Origin of the sequence: Planomonospora antibiotica (assembly GCF_014647955.1) — a bacterium.
GTDB classification, from domain to species: Bacteria; Actinomycetota; Actinomycetes; order Streptosporangiales; family Streptosporangiaceae; genus Planomonospora; species Planomonospora parontospora.
The window spans coordinates 1-16470 of the sequence record NZ_BMQE01000078.1 but is presented as its reverse complement, the minus strand read 5'-3'; the positions used below and the strand labels follow the sequence as shown (position 1 = coordinate 16470).

Annotated in this window: 19 protein-coding genes and 1 pseudogene; 8 read left to right on the top strand and 12 right to left on the bottom strand. The window is 72.2% G+C overall.

Annotated features, from left to right (window positions below; genetic code table 11):
* Nucleotides 1-165 precede the first annotated feature (165 nt).
* From IEZ06_RS34200 to IEZ06_RS34180, 5 genes are all read right to left on the bottom strand, one after another.
* Complete coding sequence (locus IEZ06_RS34200) at nt 166-2124, bottom strand: cellulase family glycosylhydrolase (RefSeq protein ID WP_229799092.1); 1959 nt, start codon at nt 2122-2124, stop codon at nt 166-168.
* Between the two features lie 46 nt (nt 2125-2170).
* A complete protein-coding gene (locus IEZ06_RS34195) occupies nt 2171-3670 on the bottom strand; it encodes an MFS transporter (protein WP_229799090.1) in 1500 nt (499 codons plus the stop codon).
* Between the two features lie 86 nt (nt 3671-3756).
* Complete coding sequence (locus IEZ06_RS34190; protein ID WP_189240809.1) at nt 3757-4245, bottom strand: MarR family winged helix-turn-helix transcriptional regulator; 489 nt, start codon at nt 4243-4245, stop codon at nt 3757-3759.
* A gap of 148 nt (nt 4246-4393) precedes the next feature.
* Complete coding sequence (locus tag IEZ06_RS34185; RefSeq protein ID WP_189240808.1) at nt 4394-4618, bottom strand: helix-turn-helix transcriptional regulator; 225 nt, start codon at nt 4616-4618, stop codon at nt 4394-4396.
* On the bottom strand, nt 4611-5081 hold the full coding sequence (locus IEZ06_RS34180; RefSeq protein WP_189240807.1) for a hypothetical protein: 471 nt from the start codon (nt 5079-5081) through the stop codon (nt 4611-4613). The genes IEZ06_RS34185 and IEZ06_RS34180 overlap by 8 nt, the downstream gene beginning before the upstream one ends.
* Nucleotides 5082-5311: 230 nt before the next feature.
* On the opposite strand from IEZ06_RS34180, the gene IEZ06_RS34175 reads away from it, so the two are divergent.
* The 3 genes from IEZ06_RS34175 to IEZ06_RS34165 all read left to right on the top strand — a co-directional run bounded on the left by IEZ06_RS34175 (nt 5312) and on the right by IEZ06_RS34165 (nt 8522).
* Nucleotides 5312-6244 (top strand): oxidoreductase, encoded by a 933-nt coding sequence (locus IEZ06_RS34175; protein ID WP_189240806.1) that lies wholly within the window; start codon nt 5312-5314, stop codon nt 6242-6244.
* 246 nt (nt 6245-6490) lie between these two features.
* Nucleotides 6491-7099, top strand: a complete 609-nt coding sequence (locus tag IEZ06_RS34170) for a TetR/AcrR family transcriptional regulator (RefSeq protein WP_189240805.1) — start codon at nt 6491-6493, stop codon at nt 7097-7099.
* 223 nt (nt 7100-7322) lie between these two features.
* On the top strand, nt 7323-8522 hold the full coding sequence (locus tag IEZ06_RS34165) for an acyltransferase family protein (RefSeq protein ID WP_189240804.1): 1200 nt from the start codon (nt 7323-7325) through the stop codon (nt 8520-8522).
* Between the two features lie 49 nt (nt 8523-8571).
* Here IEZ06_RS34165 and IEZ06_RS34160 read toward each other — a convergent pair whose 3' ends face one another.
* Nucleotides 8572-9459 (bottom strand): NAD(P)-dependent oxidoreductase, encoded by an 888-nt coding sequence (locus tag IEZ06_RS34160; RefSeq protein ID WP_189240803.1) that lies wholly within the window; start codon nt 9457-9459, stop codon nt 8572-8574.
* 155 nt (nt 9460-9614) lie between these two features.
* Nucleotides 9615-10601 (bottom strand): NAD(P)-dependent oxidoreductase, encoded by a 987-nt coding sequence (locus tag IEZ06_RS34155; RefSeq protein WP_229799088.1) that lies wholly within the window; start codon nt 10599-10601, stop codon nt 9615-9617.
* 39 nt (nt 10602-10640) lie between these two features.
* Between IEZ06_RS34155 and IEZ06_RS34150 the strand changes: the two genes are divergently transcribed.
* Together IEZ06_RS34150 and IEZ06_RS34145 are read left to right on the top strand one after the other, a co-directional pair.
* Nucleotides 10641-10991 (top strand): winged helix-turn-helix transcriptional regulator, encoded by a 351-nt coding sequence (locus tag IEZ06_RS34150; RefSeq protein ID WP_189240801.1) that lies wholly within the window; start codon nt 10641-10643, stop codon nt 10989-10991.
* A 55-nt stretch (nt 10992-11046) separates the two neighbouring features.
* Nucleotides 11047-11367 (top strand): annotated as a pseudogene (locus IEZ06_RS34145) (TetR family C-terminal domain-containing protein); the annotation flags it as partial.
* A 146-nt stretch (nt 11368-11513) separates the two neighbouring features.
* Here IEZ06_RS34145 and IEZ06_RS34140 read toward each other — a convergent pair.
* On the bottom strand, nt 11514-12512 hold the full coding sequence (locus tag IEZ06_RS34140) for an NADP-dependent oxidoreductase (RefSeq protein WP_189240812.1): 999 nt from the start codon (nt 12510-12512) through the stop codon (nt 11514-11516).
* 43 nt (nt 12513-12555) lie between these two features.
* On the opposite strand from IEZ06_RS34140, the gene IEZ06_RS34135 reads away from it, so the two are divergent.
* Nucleotides 12556-13077 carry a MarR family winged helix-turn-helix transcriptional regulator gene (locus IEZ06_RS34135; protein ID WP_203872240.1) on the top strand — a complete coding sequence of 174 codons (522 nt, stop codon included), beginning with the start codon at nt 12556-12558 and terminating at the stop codon, nt 13075-13077.
* A gap of 102 nt (nt 13078-13179) precedes the next feature.
* Here IEZ06_RS34135 and IEZ06_RS34130 read toward each other — a convergent pair whose 3' ends face one another.
* Nucleotides 13180-13422, bottom strand: coding sequence for a hypothetical protein (locus tag IEZ06_RS34130; protein WP_189240800.1), 243 nt, complete (start codon nt 13420-13422; stop codon nt 13180-13182).
* 408 nt (nt 13423-13830) lie between these two features.
* Nucleotides 13831-14226, bottom strand: a complete 396-nt coding sequence (locus IEZ06_RS34125) for a hypothetical protein (protein ID WP_189240799.1) — start codon at nt 14224-14226, stop codon at nt 13831-13833.
* A 29-nt stretch (nt 14227-14255) separates the two neighbouring features.
* Between IEZ06_RS34125 and IEZ06_RS34120 the strand changes: the two genes are divergently transcribed.
* Complete coding sequence (locus IEZ06_RS34120; RefSeq protein ID WP_189240798.1) at nt 14256-14501, top strand: hypothetical protein; 246 nt, start codon at nt 14256-14258, stop codon at nt 14499-14501.
* Nucleotides 14502-14659: 158 nt separating this feature from the next.
* On the opposite strand, the gene IEZ06_RS34115 is transcribed toward IEZ06_RS34120, so the two are convergent.
* Both IEZ06_RS34115 and IEZ06_RS34110 read right to left on the bottom strand, forming a co-directional pair.
* Nucleotides 14660-15127, bottom strand: coding sequence for an SRPBCC family protein (locus tag IEZ06_RS34115; RefSeq protein WP_189240797.1), 468 nt, complete (start codon nt 15125-15127; stop codon nt 14660-14662).
* 41 nt (nt 15128-15168) lie between these two features.
* The gene (locus IEZ06_RS34110; RefSeq protein WP_229799085.1) at nt 15169-15852 is read right to left on the bottom strand and encodes a MepB family protein; all 684 of its coding nucleotides are present in this window, start codon (nt 15850-15852) and stop codon (nt 15169-15171) included.
* 168 nt (nt 15853-16020) lie between these two features.
* Between IEZ06_RS34110 and IEZ06_RS34105 the strand changes: the two genes are divergently transcribed.
* Entirely contained in the window at nt 16021-16335 is a 315-nt protein-coding gene (locus tag IEZ06_RS34105) for a hypothetical protein (protein WP_068897909.1), read from the top strand.
* Nucleotides 16336-16470 lie beyond the last annotated feature (135 nt).

Sequence of the window (16470 nt, the reverse complement as noted above, 5' to 3'; positions counted from 1 at the left end):
CTCGTCCATGCCGCCTGAGCCTGTCGGCCCGCGGCTCGTGATGTCAACAGCGGGCTCCGGACGCGGGGACGGCAACCCGGGCGGCGGGGCGGACCTCGCCTGATGCGGCACCGGATCGTCCCGGTTCGGCGTGTCCCTCCCGCGGAGCGGGCGCGCCGTCCGCGGTCAGGTGGGGAAGCGCTGCTCCTTCCACGCGGCCAGTTCGGCGGCGGCGGCCGCCAGCTGGGCGGGGGTGACGGCGGGGCCGGTGGCCGCGCCGACCACCAGGGCGGCGTGCACGGTGCCCGGCGCCGCGCCGGACGGGCTCAGCAGCAGGCGGTGGGCGGTGGACGAGCCGGTCTCGGTCGCGATCGCCGCCGGTCCTGAGGCGGGCAGGCCCGCGCGGGTGGCCACGTCGCCGACCACGACGGTGGTCGCGGCGGTGAAGGAGGCGGGCAGGTGCAGCTCGGTCGGGGCGCCGGGGGTCGCGGCGGGCTCGCGCCAGACCAGGACGCCGAACCGCCGGTCCTTGACCAGCGCGGCGATGTTCGGCATGGAGGACGGTACGGCCAGCCAGGCCCGCTGCTGCCCGGCGCCGCCGTAGCCGGACCGGGCGAGGTCCTCGTAGGTGAAGGCGAGCACGTCGCCGGCGACCGCAGAGGGGTAGAGGCGGTCCAGCACCGCCCGGTCCAGCCGGGTCGCCAGGGCGCCCGACGCGTCCGCGGCGACCACGGAGAAGTCCTCGTCGTTCCAGGCGTCGCCCTCGGTCCGCACCTTGGCGGGGTCGCGGTTCATCACCTCGCGGTGCCGGCCGCTGTAGAGGTCCCAGTGCCACTGGGTCGAGGAGAGCACGTCCCCTCCGGCGGCGGGGGTCCGCCACCAGTTCTTCCCGGGGACCCCGGAGTCCATGGCCTGGTACATGGCCCGGACCATCCACGGCGTGCGGTCGCTGCCGTTGCCCGACAGCTTGTGGCCGAACTCCGAGACGAAGGGGGCGGTGGCCAGGGTGCGGGCCCGGTCGCGGATCTCGTTCATCGCCGCGCCGTACACCCCGTCGGAGGCCGGTGACGGGTCTATCGTCATGCGAGCGCCGTCGTAGAAGTGGCTGTTGAAGACGTACCCGGTGCCGAGGGCGCCGACCGTGGTGAGACCGCCCTCCTCGAAGAAGCCGGTGTTCCAGAAGACCAGGGGTTCGACGAAGGCGGGTTTGCCCGCCCACCCGGCGGTGTCCATGGCGGCACGGAAGCGCTGGTAGAAGGGCATGAGGTAGGTCTTCTCCCACTCCAGGCCGCTCCTGCCGTCGAGGCCGCCGTCGTAGGGCTCGTTGAAGGGGTCGAACCCGATGACGGCGGCGAAGTCCTGCTCCGGGAGCCGCTGCCTGATGCGGGTCATCGCGGCCGTCGCCTGCCGCAGGAAGGCCTCCTGGACGCCGACCTCGCCCTCGGGCGTGCTGATCCGCCGGTCCCGCCAGAAGTCCCGGGCGGCCTGGCGGACGGCCTCGTTGGTCTGCATGTTCTGCCCCCACAGGAAGCAGATTCCGCAGGATTCCCTGGGGTAGCCGCCGGCCTTCACCACCCATTCCGGCGCGCCGTCGCCGGTGTACCAGCTGTCTTCGTGGAACAGGTGGGAGGAGTACAGGTCCTGGTGGTAGTCGACCAGGACGCGGATCCCCCTGCGGGTGAACTCGCGGATCTGTTCGACCGCCCTGTCGAGGTAGGCGTGGTCGATGGTGGAGGGGGACGGCTGCACGCCCTCCCAGCTGATGAGGAAGCGGATCACGTTCGCGCCGGTGAGGTCGCGCATGGCCTGGGCCGAGCGCGCGGCGTCGGCGGTGCTGCGGAACGGCAGCAGCGAGTTCTCGTACAGCTTGGTGCTGCCGGACACGTTGAACCCGCGCAGTGTCACCTCCCGGCCGTCGCCGTCGCGGAAGACCCGGCTCTGCTGCTTGGCCGCGACGGTCAGCGAGATCCGGGCCGCGGACGGGCCCGTGGCGGAGGTCGCGGACGGGCCCGTGGCGGAGGCCGCGGCCGTGGTGGAGGCCGCGACCGTGGGACCGCCGGTGCTCCCGGCGGTCAGGGTGGACGCCAGGGCGACGGCCAGAGCGGAGGCGGCCCGTCGTGTCACGCGGAACGATGCTGCTCGCATGAACGGACGATAGAGCCCTGCTCATGTCTTGTCCGTACGCGAATGGCTAGAACCGCGTTCCGTTCTTGTCCGCCGCGTACAGGACACCGCTGCCGTCGTCCCCGGTGACCGGGCCCGGCGCGGGCTGCCGCAGTACGGCGAGCGCGACGGCGAAGGCGGCCACGAGCAGGGCGGCGGCGGTGCCGAAGGCCAGGTGGTAACCGCCGGTGAGCGCGGCGGCCTCGCCGGCGCCCGCGGACCGCAGCCCTTCGGTGTGTGCGGCGGCCAGCGTGGACAGCACCGCGACGCCGATCGCCATGCCGATCTGCTGGGTGGTGTTGAACAGCCCGGAGGCCAGGCCCGCGTCGTCGGCGCGGGCGCCGGACATGCCGAGCGCGGTCAGCGCCGGGAGGACCAGCCCGCCACCGGCGATGAGCAGCATCACCGGGAGCAGGTCGGTGACGTAGTCGGCGTCCACCGGGACGCGGGTCAGCCAGCCCATCGCGCCGAGCAGGAGCAGCAGGCCCGCCAGCAGGACGGACCGCTCCCCGAAGCGGGTGCTGAGCCGGGCGGAGACGAACAGGGACACGCCGCCGATGGACACCGCGGCGGGGAGCATCGCCAGGCCGGTGGCGAGCGCGCCGTAGCCGAGGACCTGCTGCATGTAGAGCGCGACGATGATCTGGAAGGCGAACATGGCCGACAGCGTCAGCATCTGGACCAGGTTGGCGCCGGCGACGTTGCGGGAGCGGAGGATCCGCAGCGGCATCAGCGGGGTCGCGGCGGTCGCCTGACGGACGGTGAAGGCGGCCAGCAGGGCGAGCGAGACCGCGCCGAGGCCGAGGGTGTGCGCGGAGAGCCAGCCGTACCGCTCGATCCCGACCACGGTGTAGATGCCCAGCATCAGCCCGGCGGTGACCAGCACGGCGCCGATGACGTCGGCGCCGGCGGCGAGCCCGGCCCCGCGCTCGCCCGGCAGCGCCCGGACCGCGAGCGCGATCGTGGCCAGCCCGATCGGCAGGTTGATGAGGAAGATCCAGTTCCAGCTGAGCGCGTCGGTGAGGACCCCGCCCAGGACCTGGCCGATCGAGGCTCCGGCGGCCCCGGTGAAGCTGAAGACGCCGATCGCCTTGGCGCGCTCCGCGGGTTCGGTGAACAGCGTCACCAGGATGCCCAGCACGACCGCGGAGGACATGGCGCTGCCGACGCCCTGGCCGAACCGGGCGGCGATCAGCATGGCGGGCCCGGTGGCGGCCCCGGCCAGCAGCGACGCGACGGTGAAGACCGCGGTCCCCGCCAGGAACATGGTCTTGCGGCCGATGAGGTCGCCCAGCCGGCCGGCCAGGAGCAGCAGCCCGCCGAAGGCGATCAGGTACGCGTTGACGGTCCAGCTGAGCCCGGAGGGCGAGAAGCCCAGGTCGCGCTGGATGGCGGGCATCGCCACGGTCACGATGCTGCCGTCCAGGATCGTCATCAGCATCGCGGCGGACAGCACGGCGAGCGCCGCCCGGCGTGATCGGGGTGCGGCGGTGCGGTCCGGCCGAGGGGAAGGTGCGGTGTGCGGCATGGCGGTCTCTCCTGTCCGAGGGGAACAAGAGAGACCGTAGCAGAATGTTTTGTTGTAGACGATCTTTTATGGATCTTCTTTTGGGCTCACTTCGTGTTCTGCCGGGCCCGCCGGACCGTCTGCGGCACTTCGGCGGGGACGGCCAGATGTCCTGTCACCAGGCGGTTCATGGCCCGCACGAGCGCCTCGGCCTCCTCTTCGGGCAGGGCGGCCAGCGCGTCCCGGTGCACGCCGTCGACGATCTCCTGGCTCCGCCTGGCGGCCTCCGCGCCCTTCTCGGTCACCACGATGATCCGGGCCCGCCGGTCCGTGCTGGACGGGCGGCGCTCGGCGAGTCCCGCCTTCTCCAGGGCGTCGACGGTGACCACCATCGTGGTCTTGTCCATGTCGCCGAGCTCGGCGAGCTGGATCTGGGTGCGCTCCTCCTGCAGGGCGTGGACCAGCACGCAGTGCATGCGCGCGGTCAGCCCGATCTCGGCGAGCGCGGCGGCCATCCGGGTCCTCAGGACGTGGCCGGCATGGTCCAGCAGGAACGACAGGTCCGGCTCGGTGCGGGCGGGTGCCATGGCGGTCATGCCTCCACCGTAGCAACCGGTCCCGTTCCGGATAATCGGCAAAGGTCCCTATCGATGCCCGCGGCGGACCCCCGCCCGCCTGTTCGTCGCCCACCGGGTAGCAGGGGCCGAGTCCCTTCCCCGAGAGAGGCGGAGGGCGGCATGACCGTCAGCCCTGGTCCTCGGGGTACTGGAAGACGTCGTCGAGCGGGACCTCGAACGCCCGCGCGATCTGGAACGCCATCTCCAGGGACGGGGAGTAGCGGCCCTGTTCGATGGCGATGACGGTCTGGCGGGTGACGCCGATGCGCCGGGCCAGCTCCGCCTGGGTCATCTCGCCGCGCTCGAACCGCAGGGTGCGGATCCGGTTGGTGACGCGGGTGGGCTTACCCATGGAAGGCCCCGCGGTAGGCGCGGATCCTCGCGACCGCCCCCCAGGTCGCTCCGACGGCGCCGATGAGGAACAGTGCGTTGCCGATCCAGAAGTGGTCCGCCTCGAGCATCGCCAGCGCGAGCACCGCCGCGGCGCCGAAGGCGGTGACCGCCTGGGCGATGCGGTCGCCGTGGCGTTCGATCTCCCTGTCGCGGACGTCCCGCGCGGCCCCGGCCCCCCGGGCGAGGACGGTCAGCACGATGGAGCCTGCGACGGAGCCGGCGAAGCTCGCGCCGACCGCCCACAGCATCGGCACCGCCCACGAGACCTCCGCGGCGGGCTGCTCGAACAGGCGCGGGACGACCGCGGCGAAGTACGCCAGCGACGTGACGGGCACGAGGATCGCGTACAGCCACGCGCCGCGCTCCTCGGAGGTCATGGGGGCGTGGTCGTCCCCGGCCTCCGGTGGGGGGTGGCGGTCCATGTCGGAGTCCTTTCGGGGTGGGCGCGATCTCGGCGGGGCGGCCGGGGGCGGATCGGGGAGAGAGTGATGTAAAGAACCGTTGACACGCTCAATGTATGGCATGACTTACATCATGTCTAGGTTCATTGACATTCCCCGAGCGGGCGCCGGGGGCTTGTCCGTGCGGCCGGGCGCGGATATCGTCATGTGGTGTACGAAACCGTTTCGTACACCACATGTGGAGGTGGAAGATGGCGCGATGGACCGCTGCCGAGATCCCCGAGCTGAGCGGCCGGAACGCGGTGGTGACCGGAGGCGGCGAGGGGGTGGGCTTCCACACCGCCCTCGAACTGGCCCGGCACGGTGCCCGGGTCGTGCTCGCCGGCCGGGACCGGGGCAAAGGCGAGGCCGCGGCGTCGCGCATCCGGGCCGAGACCGGCGGGGCCTCCGCCGAGTGGCGCAGGCTCGACCTGGGCGACCTCGCCTCGATCGACCGGTTCGCGGCCGACTGCGCCGCCGCGTACGACGGACTCGACCTGCTCGTCAACAACGCCGGGGTGATGGCGCTGCCCCGGCAGACGACCGCGGACGGGTTCGAGCGGCAGTTCGGCGTCAACCACCTGGGGCACTTCGCGCTCACCGGACGGCTGCTGCCGGAGCTGCTCGCCCGGCCCGGCGCCCGGGTGGTGACGGTGACCAGCGGCCTGCACCGTTCGGGGCGGATGGACTTCGACGACCTGATGGGAGAGCGCCGCTACGGCAGGTTCAGCGCCTACACGCAGTCGAAGCTGGCGAACGTGCTCTTCGCCCTGGAGCTCCACCGGCGCGCCACGGCCGCGGGGACGGACCTGGTCAGCGCCATCGCCCATCCCGGGGTCGCCCGCACCAACCTGGCCCGGACCGGCGAACCCCTGCGCGGGCTGCTGGTCACCCTCGCCAAGCTGCCGGCGCAGTCGGCCGCCGCCGGCGCGCTGCCGTCGCTGTACGCCGCGGCCGCCCCCGGCGTCGGCGGCGGGGACTTCTTCGGCCCGGACGGGTTCGCCGAGCGGCGCGGGCACCCCGTCCGGGTGCGCCCGGCCGCCCGGGCGCTCGACCGGGACGCGGCCCGTCGGCTCTGGGAGGCGTCCGAGGCGCTGACCGGAGTACGCTTCTCGGCGTTCGACCGGGGCGGGGTCCGTCCGTGATCCCGTCCGCGGAGTCGCCCACGGCTCCGTCCGCGGAGCCGTACGGGATCCGCACCCGTTGGGCCGTACGGGGTCCGCACCCGTAGGGTCGTAAGGGGTCCGCGCCTGAGGTCGTACGGGGTCCGCACCCGTAGGGTCGTAAGGGGTCCGCGCCCGGTAGGGCCGGACGGGGTCCGCACCCGTAGGGCCGACGGATCGGACGCAGGCGGGCCGTGGACGGGCGGATCAGGTGAGGGGGACCCAGGGATGACGGCACGGGAGCCGGACCGGGCGCCGGACGGCCGGGGCGCCGTGCGCAATCTCAACCCCGAGCGGGAGCGGGCGATCCTGGGCGCCGTCCTGGAGCTGCTGTCGGAGGTCGGCTACGACCGCATGTCCATCGACCAGGTGGCCCGCCGCGCCAGGGCCAGCAAGGCGACCATCTACCGCCGCTGGTCGGGGAAGGCCGAGATGGTCGCCGCGGCCATGCACGGGATGACGGTGGAGCACCGGCCGCTGCCGGACACCGGGACCCTGCGCGGCGACCTGGCCGCCGGGCTGCCGGTGTTCTGCCGGATCTACGAGCGCAAGCACGCCATCGTGCTCGGCCTGCTCCCGGCGATCCGCAGCGACCCGGAGCTCGGGCGGCTGCTCCACGGGCACATGCTGAGGTCCGGCGCGGACGAGGTGACCGAGTTGCTGGACCGCGCCCGGGCGCGGGGGGAGATCGGGGACGAGGCGCGCGTGACGACGCTCGTCGAGGTCACCAAGGCCCTGCTCTGGCACCGGTTGCTGCTGACCGGTGAGCCCCTCGACGAGGATTTCGTCGCCCGAACGGTGGACGAGGTCCTGCTGCCCCTGCTCCAGGCCGGGTGACGTGATCGCCGGGGTGACGCGGCCGTCGGGGTGACGCGGCCGCCAGGGTGACGTGATCGCTCGGCTGATGTGATCGTGCGGGTGACGTGATCGTGCGGGTGACGTGATCGTGCGGGTGACGTGGTCGCTCGGCTGATGTGATCGTGCGGGTGGCGTGATCGTGCGAGGCGTGGTCGTCCGTACGTCAGCGCAATCGCTGACATTCATTACTAAAGTCGGGCGAATGACCCCCACCCCTCCCCGGCTGGCCTGGCTGGACGCCCTCCGGGGCCCCGCCGCACTGGCCGTCGCGCTGCACCACGCCGCCTGGACCTTCATCCCGGAGGCCTGGGCCGAGGTGGACCGCAGGATCGACGTCGGCACCTGGGGCGTCTTCGTGTTCTTCATGGTCAGCGGCTACATCATCCCCGCCTCCCTGGAACGGCGCGGCGACCTGCGGGCCTTCTGGACCGGCCGGGCCTTCCGCCTCCTGCCCCTGCTGCTGGTCGCGCTGGGCCTGGCGCTCCTGCTCGCGTACGGCGGAGCGTTCGCCCTCCATCCGGGCCTGGGGCACCGGCCCCTGCCCCTGGTCGTCCTCGGCAACGTGACGATGCTGCAGGAACTGCTCGGCGTGCCCGCCGTCATCGGCGTGATGTGGACGCTCTCCTACGAGATGGCGTTCTACCTGATCGCCGCCGGGCTGTTCACCGTACGGCAGGCGCACCGGTCGGCCGCGGTCGCGATCGGCCTGGCGGTGTCGGCCGTGCCCCTCGGGCTCCTGCTGCCGGGACCGGTGATCAGGGGTCGCGCCGACCTGGCCGCCGCGCTCCTCGGCGTCGCGGTGCTCGCGGCGGTCGCCGTGTCGGCGCGGGCAGGAGGCCGGGTGCGCACGGCCGCCGCGGTGGCGGGCGGCCTCCTCGGCCTGGCGCTGGTGGTCCTGGGCAGCCGGGTGGGCGCGTGGCAGGGGCTGACCGTCCTGGCCGCGATGTTCGCCGGCACGGCCGTGCACCGCGCCGAGCGGGGCGTGATCCGGTGGCGGACCGCCGTCGCCGCGGTGGCGGCGGTCCTGGCCTGCGGGGCCTTCGCCAAGGACGACCCCGGCTGGGCGCCGGCGATCGTGCTGGCCGCCGCCTTCTTCGGGGGCGCGTTCGCACTGCGGAACCGGCGGTTCCCCCGTTGGCTCACCCACCTCGGCGTGATCAGCTTCTCCCTCTACCTGCTCCACCCGCTCCTGCTGCGGATGAGCCCGAACCTCCCGCTGTACTTCCTCGTCCTGGTGCCGCTCGCGTACCTGACCCACCGCCTGGTCGAGGCCCCCGCCCAGCGCCTGGGCAGGCGGTGGACCCGGCCCCCGGCACGGTCTGCGGGCGGCCCGGAAGGCGCGGCCCGCGAGGGCGGGGCCGCCGCCGGCGCGGAACAGCCCGCCGCCGGGACCGGTCGCTGAGGCGGGCGGCCCGGACCGGGCGCGGCGGCGGGATGCTCCGCCGGAGCCGTCACCGCGCCGGAGCCCGCGTCCCGAGTACCTCGGCCAGGCGGGAGAAGGAGTCGGAGCCGTGCCCCGCGTCGATCGCCCGCCGTGCGACGGCCAGCGCGGCGTCCAGCACGCCGGTGTCGAGGTCGCGCGCCCGGGCGGTGTGGACGATGTGCTCCAGGCTCGCCGCCGCGGACACGATGGTGGACTCGTCACCCGGGTGGCGGCCGCTGTCGACGTGCCCCGCGAACTCGTCGACGATCGCGGGCAGCAGGGCGCCGATCCCCTTGGCGAACGGGGCCAGGTCCGCGGCCCCGACCCCCTCGGCCGAGGCCAGGGCGAAGGCGTGGACGAGCCCGCTCATGGACGTCCAGAAGAGGTCGAGCAGTGCCACGTCGTGCGCCGCCGCCCGGCCGGGGTCCGCGCCCAGGTACGCGGCCGTGCCGCCCAGGCCCGACAGCGTCGGCAGGTGGGTCCGGTAGACCTCCTCCGGGCCGCTGTACAGGACGACCGCCTCGGGCCCGCCGATGGTCGCCGCTGGAGTCATGATCGCGCCGTCGAGGTAGTCGATGCCGTGCGCGGCGGCCCAGGAGGCCGTACGGCGGGCGCGCTCCGGCGTGTCGGCGGTGAGGTTCACCAGGGCCCGGCCCTTCAGCTCACCGGCCGCAGGACCGGTGATCGCCTCCACGGCGTCGTAGTCGAGCACGCAGACCACGGTGAGCGGGCTCGCGGCGACGGCCTCGGCGGCGGTCGCGGCGGCGGTCGCGCCCCGGGCGGCGAGGGCCTCGGCCCGGGAGGCCGTACGGTTCCACACGGTCGTGGGGTGGCCGCGGTCCAGGAACGCCTCTGCGAGGGCTCTCCCCATCGGGCCCAGGCCCAGGACGGTCACCGGTGAGCGGTCGTCGGTCATCTTCGTTCTCCTGTCCGGAGCCGGCCGGGCCGGCTCCGAGGGGTCGGTGCGCGGGGTGGTTCCCGCCGCGGGTCCGTGTCCGGGTGCGTCTCGTCACGGGTCCGGGTGCGGGTGCGTCTCGTCACGGGTTCGGGTTCGGGTGCGGGTGCGTCTCGTCACGGGTTCGTGCGCAGCAGTTCGACCAGGCGGGAGAGGCCGTCGCCGCTGTGCCCCGCGGCGACGGCCCGGTGGAGGAGGGCCCGCATGGGTTCCACCAGCCCGGTGGCGACGCCCTGCTCTCGGCTGGCGTCCAGCAGGTTGACGTAGGCGGCCGCCTGCATCCCCAGGTTCGAGCCGACGGCCGGGTGGTCGCCCGAGTCGACCGCCCGGGCCATCTCGGGCAGGCTGGTCATCATGGCGTTGAGCCACGAGACCGCCAGCGGGGTGAACTCCGCCGCCGGGATCTTCTCGGAACCGGTCAGGGCGAGGGCCTGGAGGAACCCGCCGAACATGCCGTACATCGCGCTGAGCAGCGCCAGGTCGTACAGTGCGGCCAGGCCGGGGTCCGCGCCCAGATGCATGGCGCCGCCCAGCACGCCGAGGGTCCGCTCGTGCGCGGCGAAGGCGGCGGGCGATCCGCTGTAGAGGACGAGCGCCTCGGGCCGCCCGATCATCGGCGGCACCGCCATGATGCCGCCGTCCACGTAGTCCGCGCCGTGCCCCGCCGCCCACTCGGCGTCCTCCCGGGCCTGGCGGGGCGTGCCGTTGGTGAGGTTCACCAGAATCCTGCCCCGCATCGCGCCGGCCACGGGGTCGAGGACCTCCCGCACGGTGCCCTGGTCCAGCAGGCAGACCACGGTGAGCGGGCTCGCGGCGACGGCCTCGGCGGCGGTCGCGGCCACGGTCGCGCCCCGGGCGGCGAGGGCCTCGGCCCGGGAGGCCGTGCGGTTCCACACGGTGGTGGGGTGGCCGCCGTCCAGGAAGGCTCCGGCCAGGGCCTTGCCCATGTCGCCCAGGCCGATGACCGTCACGGGGGTCCGCTGGTCGCCGGTCATGTCGTTCTCCAGTTCGTCGGCGTCGGCAGGTGAGCGCCCCGGCCGGGATCCGCTGGCGGCTCCGGCCGGGGCACCTCCGATGCTGGTCCCCTGGTGATATTTCCTCAAGTACCTACTATTTTCTCAGGTACCAACCTTTTCGTAAGCATGGAGGGTGTGACGGTGAAGAAACGGACCTACAACTGCGGGCTCGACGCCGCCGTCGACGTCGTGGGCGGCAAGTGGAAGGCGCTGATCCTGTGGGCGCTGCACCGGGAGGCCCTCCGGTTCGGCGAGCTGCGGCGGTCGGTGTCCGGCATCAGCGAGAAGATGCTCATCCAGCAGCTCAGGGAGATGGAGGCCTACGGCCTGGTGCACCGGGAGGTCTACCACCAGGTCCCGCCGAAGGTGGAATACTCCCTGACCGAGTTCGGCCAGTCGCTCAACACCGCGCTCATCCCCTTGGGCGACTGGGGCGAGAAGCACATGGAGACCATCGAGGCCATCCCCCGCGACTAGGGTGCGCCGTCGAAGCGCACGGCACCGTCAGCGGCGTCGTGCTCCCGGGGAGTGCGGGGTCCAGGAGTTCCTCACCGCGACGGCCGACCCGGAGATCCAGCGGATCATGCTCGTGGAGGGGCCCGCCGTACTGGGGCGGAGCCAGTGGCGGGCGATGGACGAGGCCAACTCGGCCCGCCACCTCGCCGACGCGCTGGTCGACCTCGTCGACGCGGGGATCATCGCCCCGCAACCGGTCGCGCCGCTGGTCCACCTGCTGTCGGGGGCGATGAACGAGGCGGCGCTCTGGCTGGCGTCCGCCTCGTCGGGTCCCGACGACCTGGCCTCCACCAGGGCCGCGCTGGGCCGGTTGCTGGAGGTGCTCCGCACCGGTTGACCTGTGCGGTTCCTGCGGCTTCCGGCGGGCGGGAAGGCGGGGACGGTCCCGCGGGCCGGGGAGTCCGACGGCCTCCCGGTGAACTCCGGTGATCCGGCAACCGGCTCCGGCCGCGGGGCCGGGGGCCGTCTCGTGCCGCGGGCGCGTCAGAGGCGGACGATCATCTTTCCCGTGTTCTCGCCCCGGAGCAGGCCGATGAACGCGGCCGGGGCGTTCTCCAGCCCGTCGACCACGGTCTCGTCGGCCGTGATCCGGCCCTCCCGCAGCCAGCCGCCGACCTCCGCGACCATGTCGCGCATCCGGGAGGAGTGGTCGCTGACGATGAAGCCGCGCATGGTGAGCCGCTTGCCGACGGCCAGGAAGAGGTTGCGCGGGGCGCACGGAGGCTCGGTGGCGTTGTAGGCCGCGATCGACCCGCACATGGCGATCCGGCCGCCGTTGTTGAGCCGCTCGATCGCGGCTTCGAGGTGGTCGGCGCCGACGTTGTCGAAGTAGACGTCGATGCCGTCCGGGGCCGCCTCGCGGAGCCGCTCGGCGACCGGGCCGTTGCGGTAGTTGAAGGCGGCGTCGAAGCCGAGCTCGCGCAGGCGGGCGACCTTCGCGTCGGAACCCGCGCTGCCGACGACCCGGGACGCCCCCTTGAGCCTGGCGATCTGGCCGACGAGCGCGCCCACCGCGCCGGCGGCGCCCGAGACGAAGACGGCGTCGCCCTCCTTGAAGGAGGCGATGTCGAGCAGGCCCACGTAGGCCGTGAGGGCGGGCATGCCGAGCACGCCGAGGTAGGCGGAGGGCGAGACGCCCTCGATCGGGTCGACCTTGCGAACCCGGGTGGCGTCGGTGACGACCTGCTCGCGCCAGCCGAATCCGTGCAGGACCAGGTCGCCGGCCTCCAGGCCGGGCGCGCGGGACTCGACGACCTCGCCGATCGCCCCGCCCTCCAGGGGTTCGCCGAGGCGGAACGGCGGTACATAGGACTCGACGTCGTTCATCCTGCCCCGCATGTACGGGTCGACGGACATGAACCTGTTGCGGACCAGGACCTGTCCCTCCTGGGGGGCGGGCAGATCCACCTCCACCAGGTCGAAGTCGTCCGGGGTGGGCCAGCCTGACGGGCGCGAGGCGAGGTTGATCTGCCGAGACAAGATGAACTCCCTAAAAGGTTGATGTTCATCAACTATACTTGCACCCGTGAACGTGACCAGCGAAGTGGTGTCCCTGATGGGCGAGATCGCGCTCCGCTACAACCGGAGATACGAGGAGGCCGCCGTCCGGCACCGGCTGACGGCCCTCCAGGCCAAGGCGCTCATGCTGGTCGCCGCGGAGCCGCTGCCCATGCGGCGGATCGCGGGCCTGTTCAACTGCGACCCGTCCAACATCACCGGCATCGTGGACCGCCTGGAGAAGCGCGGCCTCGTCCGCCGCGATCCGGTCCCCGCCGACCGGAGGGTGAGGCACATCGCGCTGACCGAGGAGGGTCGCCGGATCGTGGAGGAGCTCCGCGGCTCCCTCGGGTTCGCGGCGGCCCCGCTGGGCGCGCTGACCGCTCCGGAGCGCACCCAGCTGAGAGACCTCCTCAAGCGCATGCTGGCCGCCGACACCGCCGACACCGCCGACACCGCCGACACCGGCACGACCGACACGGCCCAGATCGCCGACACGGCCGGCATGATCGAGGCGGCCGACGCGGAGGCGGCAGGACAGGTCGGGTAGGCCACCGCAGGCCAGGCCAGGCCAGGCCAGGCCAGGCCAGGCGAGGTGAGGCGAGGCCAGGGCCGGGACGCGACGATGCCGCGCAGGCCAGGTGAGGCCAGGTCAGGGCCGGGATGCGACGGCGCCGCGCAAGTGTCGCGCCGCCTCGACCAGGTTGGTGAGCGCCGCCTCGACCTGCCCGTAGGTCCGGGTCTTCAACCCGCAGTCGGGGTTGACCCACACCCGGTCGGCCGGCAGCACCCGCAACGCCGCCTCCAGCAGCTGTCCGACCTCGTCGGCCGTGGGCACGCGCGGGGAGTGGATGTCGTAGACGCCGGGACCGAGCCCTCGCCCGAACCCCTTCACCGCCGGTTCGCCGAGGGGCCGCGCCCCAGCTCGCGCGGCGCGGGCCGTGGCACGCGCTCAGGCCCGGCTGGGGCCGAGCAGGAGATGGGGGCCGCCCTGACTCTCTACCGGGCCCTGCGCCGGGTGATGACCGAGGCGGTGGAGAGCCCGTCCCGGCACCGATCCCGACCGGGCCTGCTTCACCACCGCCCTGGAGCGGGCACGTGAACAGCTCATCACCGCCTGCCGGATCCTGCCCGAGACCGGCCGGATCGACCTGCTCGGCGGGATCGGCCGCGCCGTCCTGGCCGATCTGCTGCCCGCGCGCCGCCGGCGGCTGAGCATCCGCACGGTCAAATCCCCGATCTCGCGGTATCACACCCACCGCGCCGACGATCGGCCACCGGGCAGTGTGACCATCACCGATCTTCATATCCGTATCCATCCGGGGCGCACCGCGCCACCGATCATCCAGTCCGGCCCGCTGCGGTCCTGGGCGCTGGATCGGCACTTGGCCGACACCACCCGGCCTGTGCCGGTCACACGCCGCAGCAAACCCACCGTCTCAGCCGCAAGCAGCACGCGCTCGCGCTGATGCGAGCCCAGCCCGGCCGTTCCTGGCATGCCCGCGAGATCGGGCAACTCCTCGACGCCCCTGACCTGCACAGCTTCTGCGTCCAGATGGCGCAATGGGCACGCCAGGGCCTGGTCTGAAAGATCGGCCGCGGTGCGGCGCAGTTCCTCCAGGGTGGAGCGGCCGTTCGTCCGCGGGTCCGGAAAATCCTGGAACTCGTCGTAACAAATCACCGTGTTCGCGACTCTCATCTGTTGACCGCAACGAGAGAGGAACGAAAATGAGCGACTTCGCCACCACCGCCTTCATCGACGCCGACGGCAACGGTTTCGTCGACACCGAGTGGGTGGACGTCACCGGTGACGGTTACGCCGACCAGGAGAACTACGACCTCAACGGCGACGGCTACACCGACGTCACCTACAACGACTACAACGGCGACGGCTACGCCGATGAGGCGCTGGTCGACCTGGACGGCGACGGGGTGGCCGACTACGCCGAGACCGCCGGCCCGTTCACTGTCTGATCAGCGGATCCGGCACGGGTCCGTGTGCTCGCACCAGGGGGGAGCGGAACCGAACGGTAACGCCCGGACCCGGTGATCGATCGAAGGACGTTCGCGTTCCGAGGCGGTGGGGGCGGGGGAGCCGGCGGATCCCCCCATCGCCGGGTAGCGAGAGCTCCTCAATCTGGAGGGGGAGGGGCTTCGGCGACCTGCCTGATGTACCGGTTCCGGACCCGGATCAAATGGGGCATGTAACGGCGGAGGGCCAGAAGTTCAGCGATCCTCCCGAGAGGACCGAGAGGTGCGACGAATTCGATGACGTCGCTCATCGCCGTACCGCCGTGGCCGTAAGGACGGAAATAGTGAGCATGGTGCCAGCGTTTGAAAGGGCCTGACACCTGCTGGTCGACGAAATGGCCAGGTCGATCGTAAGCGCTGATCGTGGACGTCATCCGCCAACGGATGCCGAAGTGCCGTGCCTGCCACGTAACGGTATCGCCCAGCTTCAAGCCGCCGGTGGTCACACCTCCGACTGCCTTCTCGGAAGATCCGGCCATTGAGGCTGAATGGACATCCACGTCCAACGAGATGTCGAAGACCCGTTCCGGCGACGCCATGACGTGCGTGACGATCTCGAATCTCGGCATGCGTGGAGCCTAGACGAGTCATTCCGAATGATCGTAGGCGATCAGTGATCGAGCGACCGGCCGACCGGGCTTGTGGTCGTGCCGGCGCCGTCCTGCGGGCGGTAGAGCCCTTGGACGCGGGCCAGGTCGATGGGCCTGTCCCGGTGCAGGTTCAAGAAGAAGTCCGCCTGCCACGCCTGCGCACTGCCGGCCTGGCGGTTCGTGGTGATCACCCAGGGCGGGTAGACGCGGAAGGCGCGTTTCCCGCCGGAACCGTTGGCTGACACGACACCGTGTTCGCGGAGCGCGTCCATGGGAAAGACGAACTGACCGAAGTGGTGACGGTCGCGGCTACTGATGATGAAGAGGTCGACGGGGTCCGTGGCGTCGAAGGGCTGAATGGGGCCGGCCGGGGACCTCTTCCAGACGGTGACGAACTGGCCGGCCTTGGTGGGGGTCGTCTTGGCCGCGCGGAACCGGACGGACAGGCCGTCGAGGGTGAACCGGTGGGCGGCGTAGGCGGCACCCTCGGCTTCGGGCACCGGCTGCGAGCACGTGAACCCGCAGGGGTCGTAGACGAGCGCCTTCGCCGCAATGAGATCTCCGTGGGCCGAGGCGGTGTCCGACCACGGTTCGAGATCGGATGAGCACTCGCGGTTCGTCGTCATCCGTCCACCCTGCCACGGGTACACGGCCAGGGCCGCGGCGGCGGCGACAAAGCCGATGCCGACGACGGCCGAAGCCACCGGTTGACCGTGGCGAACGCCAGGCGGCCCGACGCGACCAAGGTGAGCCGTCCGGGACCGGTACCCGCACCGGGCCCGCGCCGGGTTCAGAAAAATCTTGGAATTCACCGTAACAAAATCCCGCGCCGGCCACTCTCATCTGACGAACACCACGAGAGAGGGACGAAAATGAGCGACTTCACCGCTGCTTTCTTCGACGTCAACGGAGACGGCGCCACCGACGCCCAGTGGGCGGACGTCAACGGTGACGGCTACAGCGACGTGGAGAACTACGACACGAACGGTGACGGCGCCTCCGACGTCGAGTGGATCGACACCAACAGCGACGGCGTCGCCGACCAGGAGAACTACGACACGAACGGCGACGGCCGCACCGACGTCACCTACAACGACCTCGACGGCGACGGCTACGTCGACGAGACGCTGGTCGACCTGGACGGTGACGGCGTCGCCGACTACACCGAGGGCCCCTTCCGCGCCTGAGCGTGTCCCGACCCGTGGACATCGTGAATTCCGCGCGGCGCCCTCTTCACCTGAACCTCCGGAGGATGCCCCGGCCTTCAGGCCGGGGAGGAATCCGGACCCCGTCAGGGGTGGCCCGCCGGAGGCGGGACAGCC

Coding starts and splice junctions, on each gene's coding strand:
- IEZ06_RS34165 (WP_189240804.1), top strand. CDS start 7,323: ATGACCCCCACCCCTCCCCGGCTGGCCTGGCTGGACGCCCTCCGGGGC.
- IEZ06_RS34120 (WP_189240798.1), top strand. CDS start 14,256: ATGAGCGACTTCGCCACCACCGCCTTCATCGACGCCGACGGCAACGGT.
- IEZ06_RS34105 (WP_068897909.1), top strand. CDS start 16,021: ATGAGCGACTTCACCGCTGCTTTCTTCGACGTCAACGGAGACGGCGCC.
- IEZ06_RS34175 (WP_189240806.1), top strand. CDS start 5,312: ATGGCGCGATGGACCGCTGCCGAGATCCCCGAGCTGAGCGGCCGGAAC.
- IEZ06_RS34190 (WP_189240809.1), bottom strand. CDS start 4,245: ATGACCGCCATGGCACCCGCCCGCACCGAGCCGGACCTGTCGTTCCTG.
- IEZ06_RS34125 (WP_189240799.1), bottom strand. CDS start 14,226: ATGAGAGTCGCGAACACGGTGATTTGTTACGACGAGTTCCAGGATTTT.
- IEZ06_RS34195 (WP_229799090.1), bottom strand. CDS start 3,670: ATGCCGCACACCGCACCTTCCCCTCGGCCGGACCGCACCGCCGCACCC.
- IEZ06_RS34115 (WP_189240797.1), bottom strand. CDS start 15,127: ATGCCGAGATTCGAGATCGTCACGCACGTCATGGCGTCGCCGGAACGG.
- IEZ06_RS34170 (WP_189240805.1), top strand. CDS start 6,491: ATGACGGCACGGGAGCCGGACCGGGCGCCGGACGGCCGGGGCGCCGTG.
- IEZ06_RS34160 (WP_189240803.1), bottom strand. CDS start 9,459: ATGACCGACGACCGCTCACCGGTGACCGTCCTGGGCCTGGGCCCGATG.
- IEZ06_RS34150 (WP_189240801.1), top strand. CDS start 10,641: ATGGAGGGTGTGACGGTGAAGAAACGGACCTACAACTGCGGGCTCGAC.
- IEZ06_RS34200 (WP_229799092.1), bottom strand. CDS start 2,124: ATGCGAGCAGCATCGTTCCGCGTGACACGACGGGCCGCCTCCGCTCTG.
- IEZ06_RS34185 (WP_189240808.1), bottom strand. CDS start 4,618: ATGGGTAAGCCCACCCGCGTCACCAACCGGATCCGCACCCTGCGGTTC.
- IEZ06_RS34180 (WP_189240807.1), bottom strand. CDS start 5,081: ATGGACCGCCACCCCCCACCGGAGGCCGGGGACGACCACGCCCCCATG.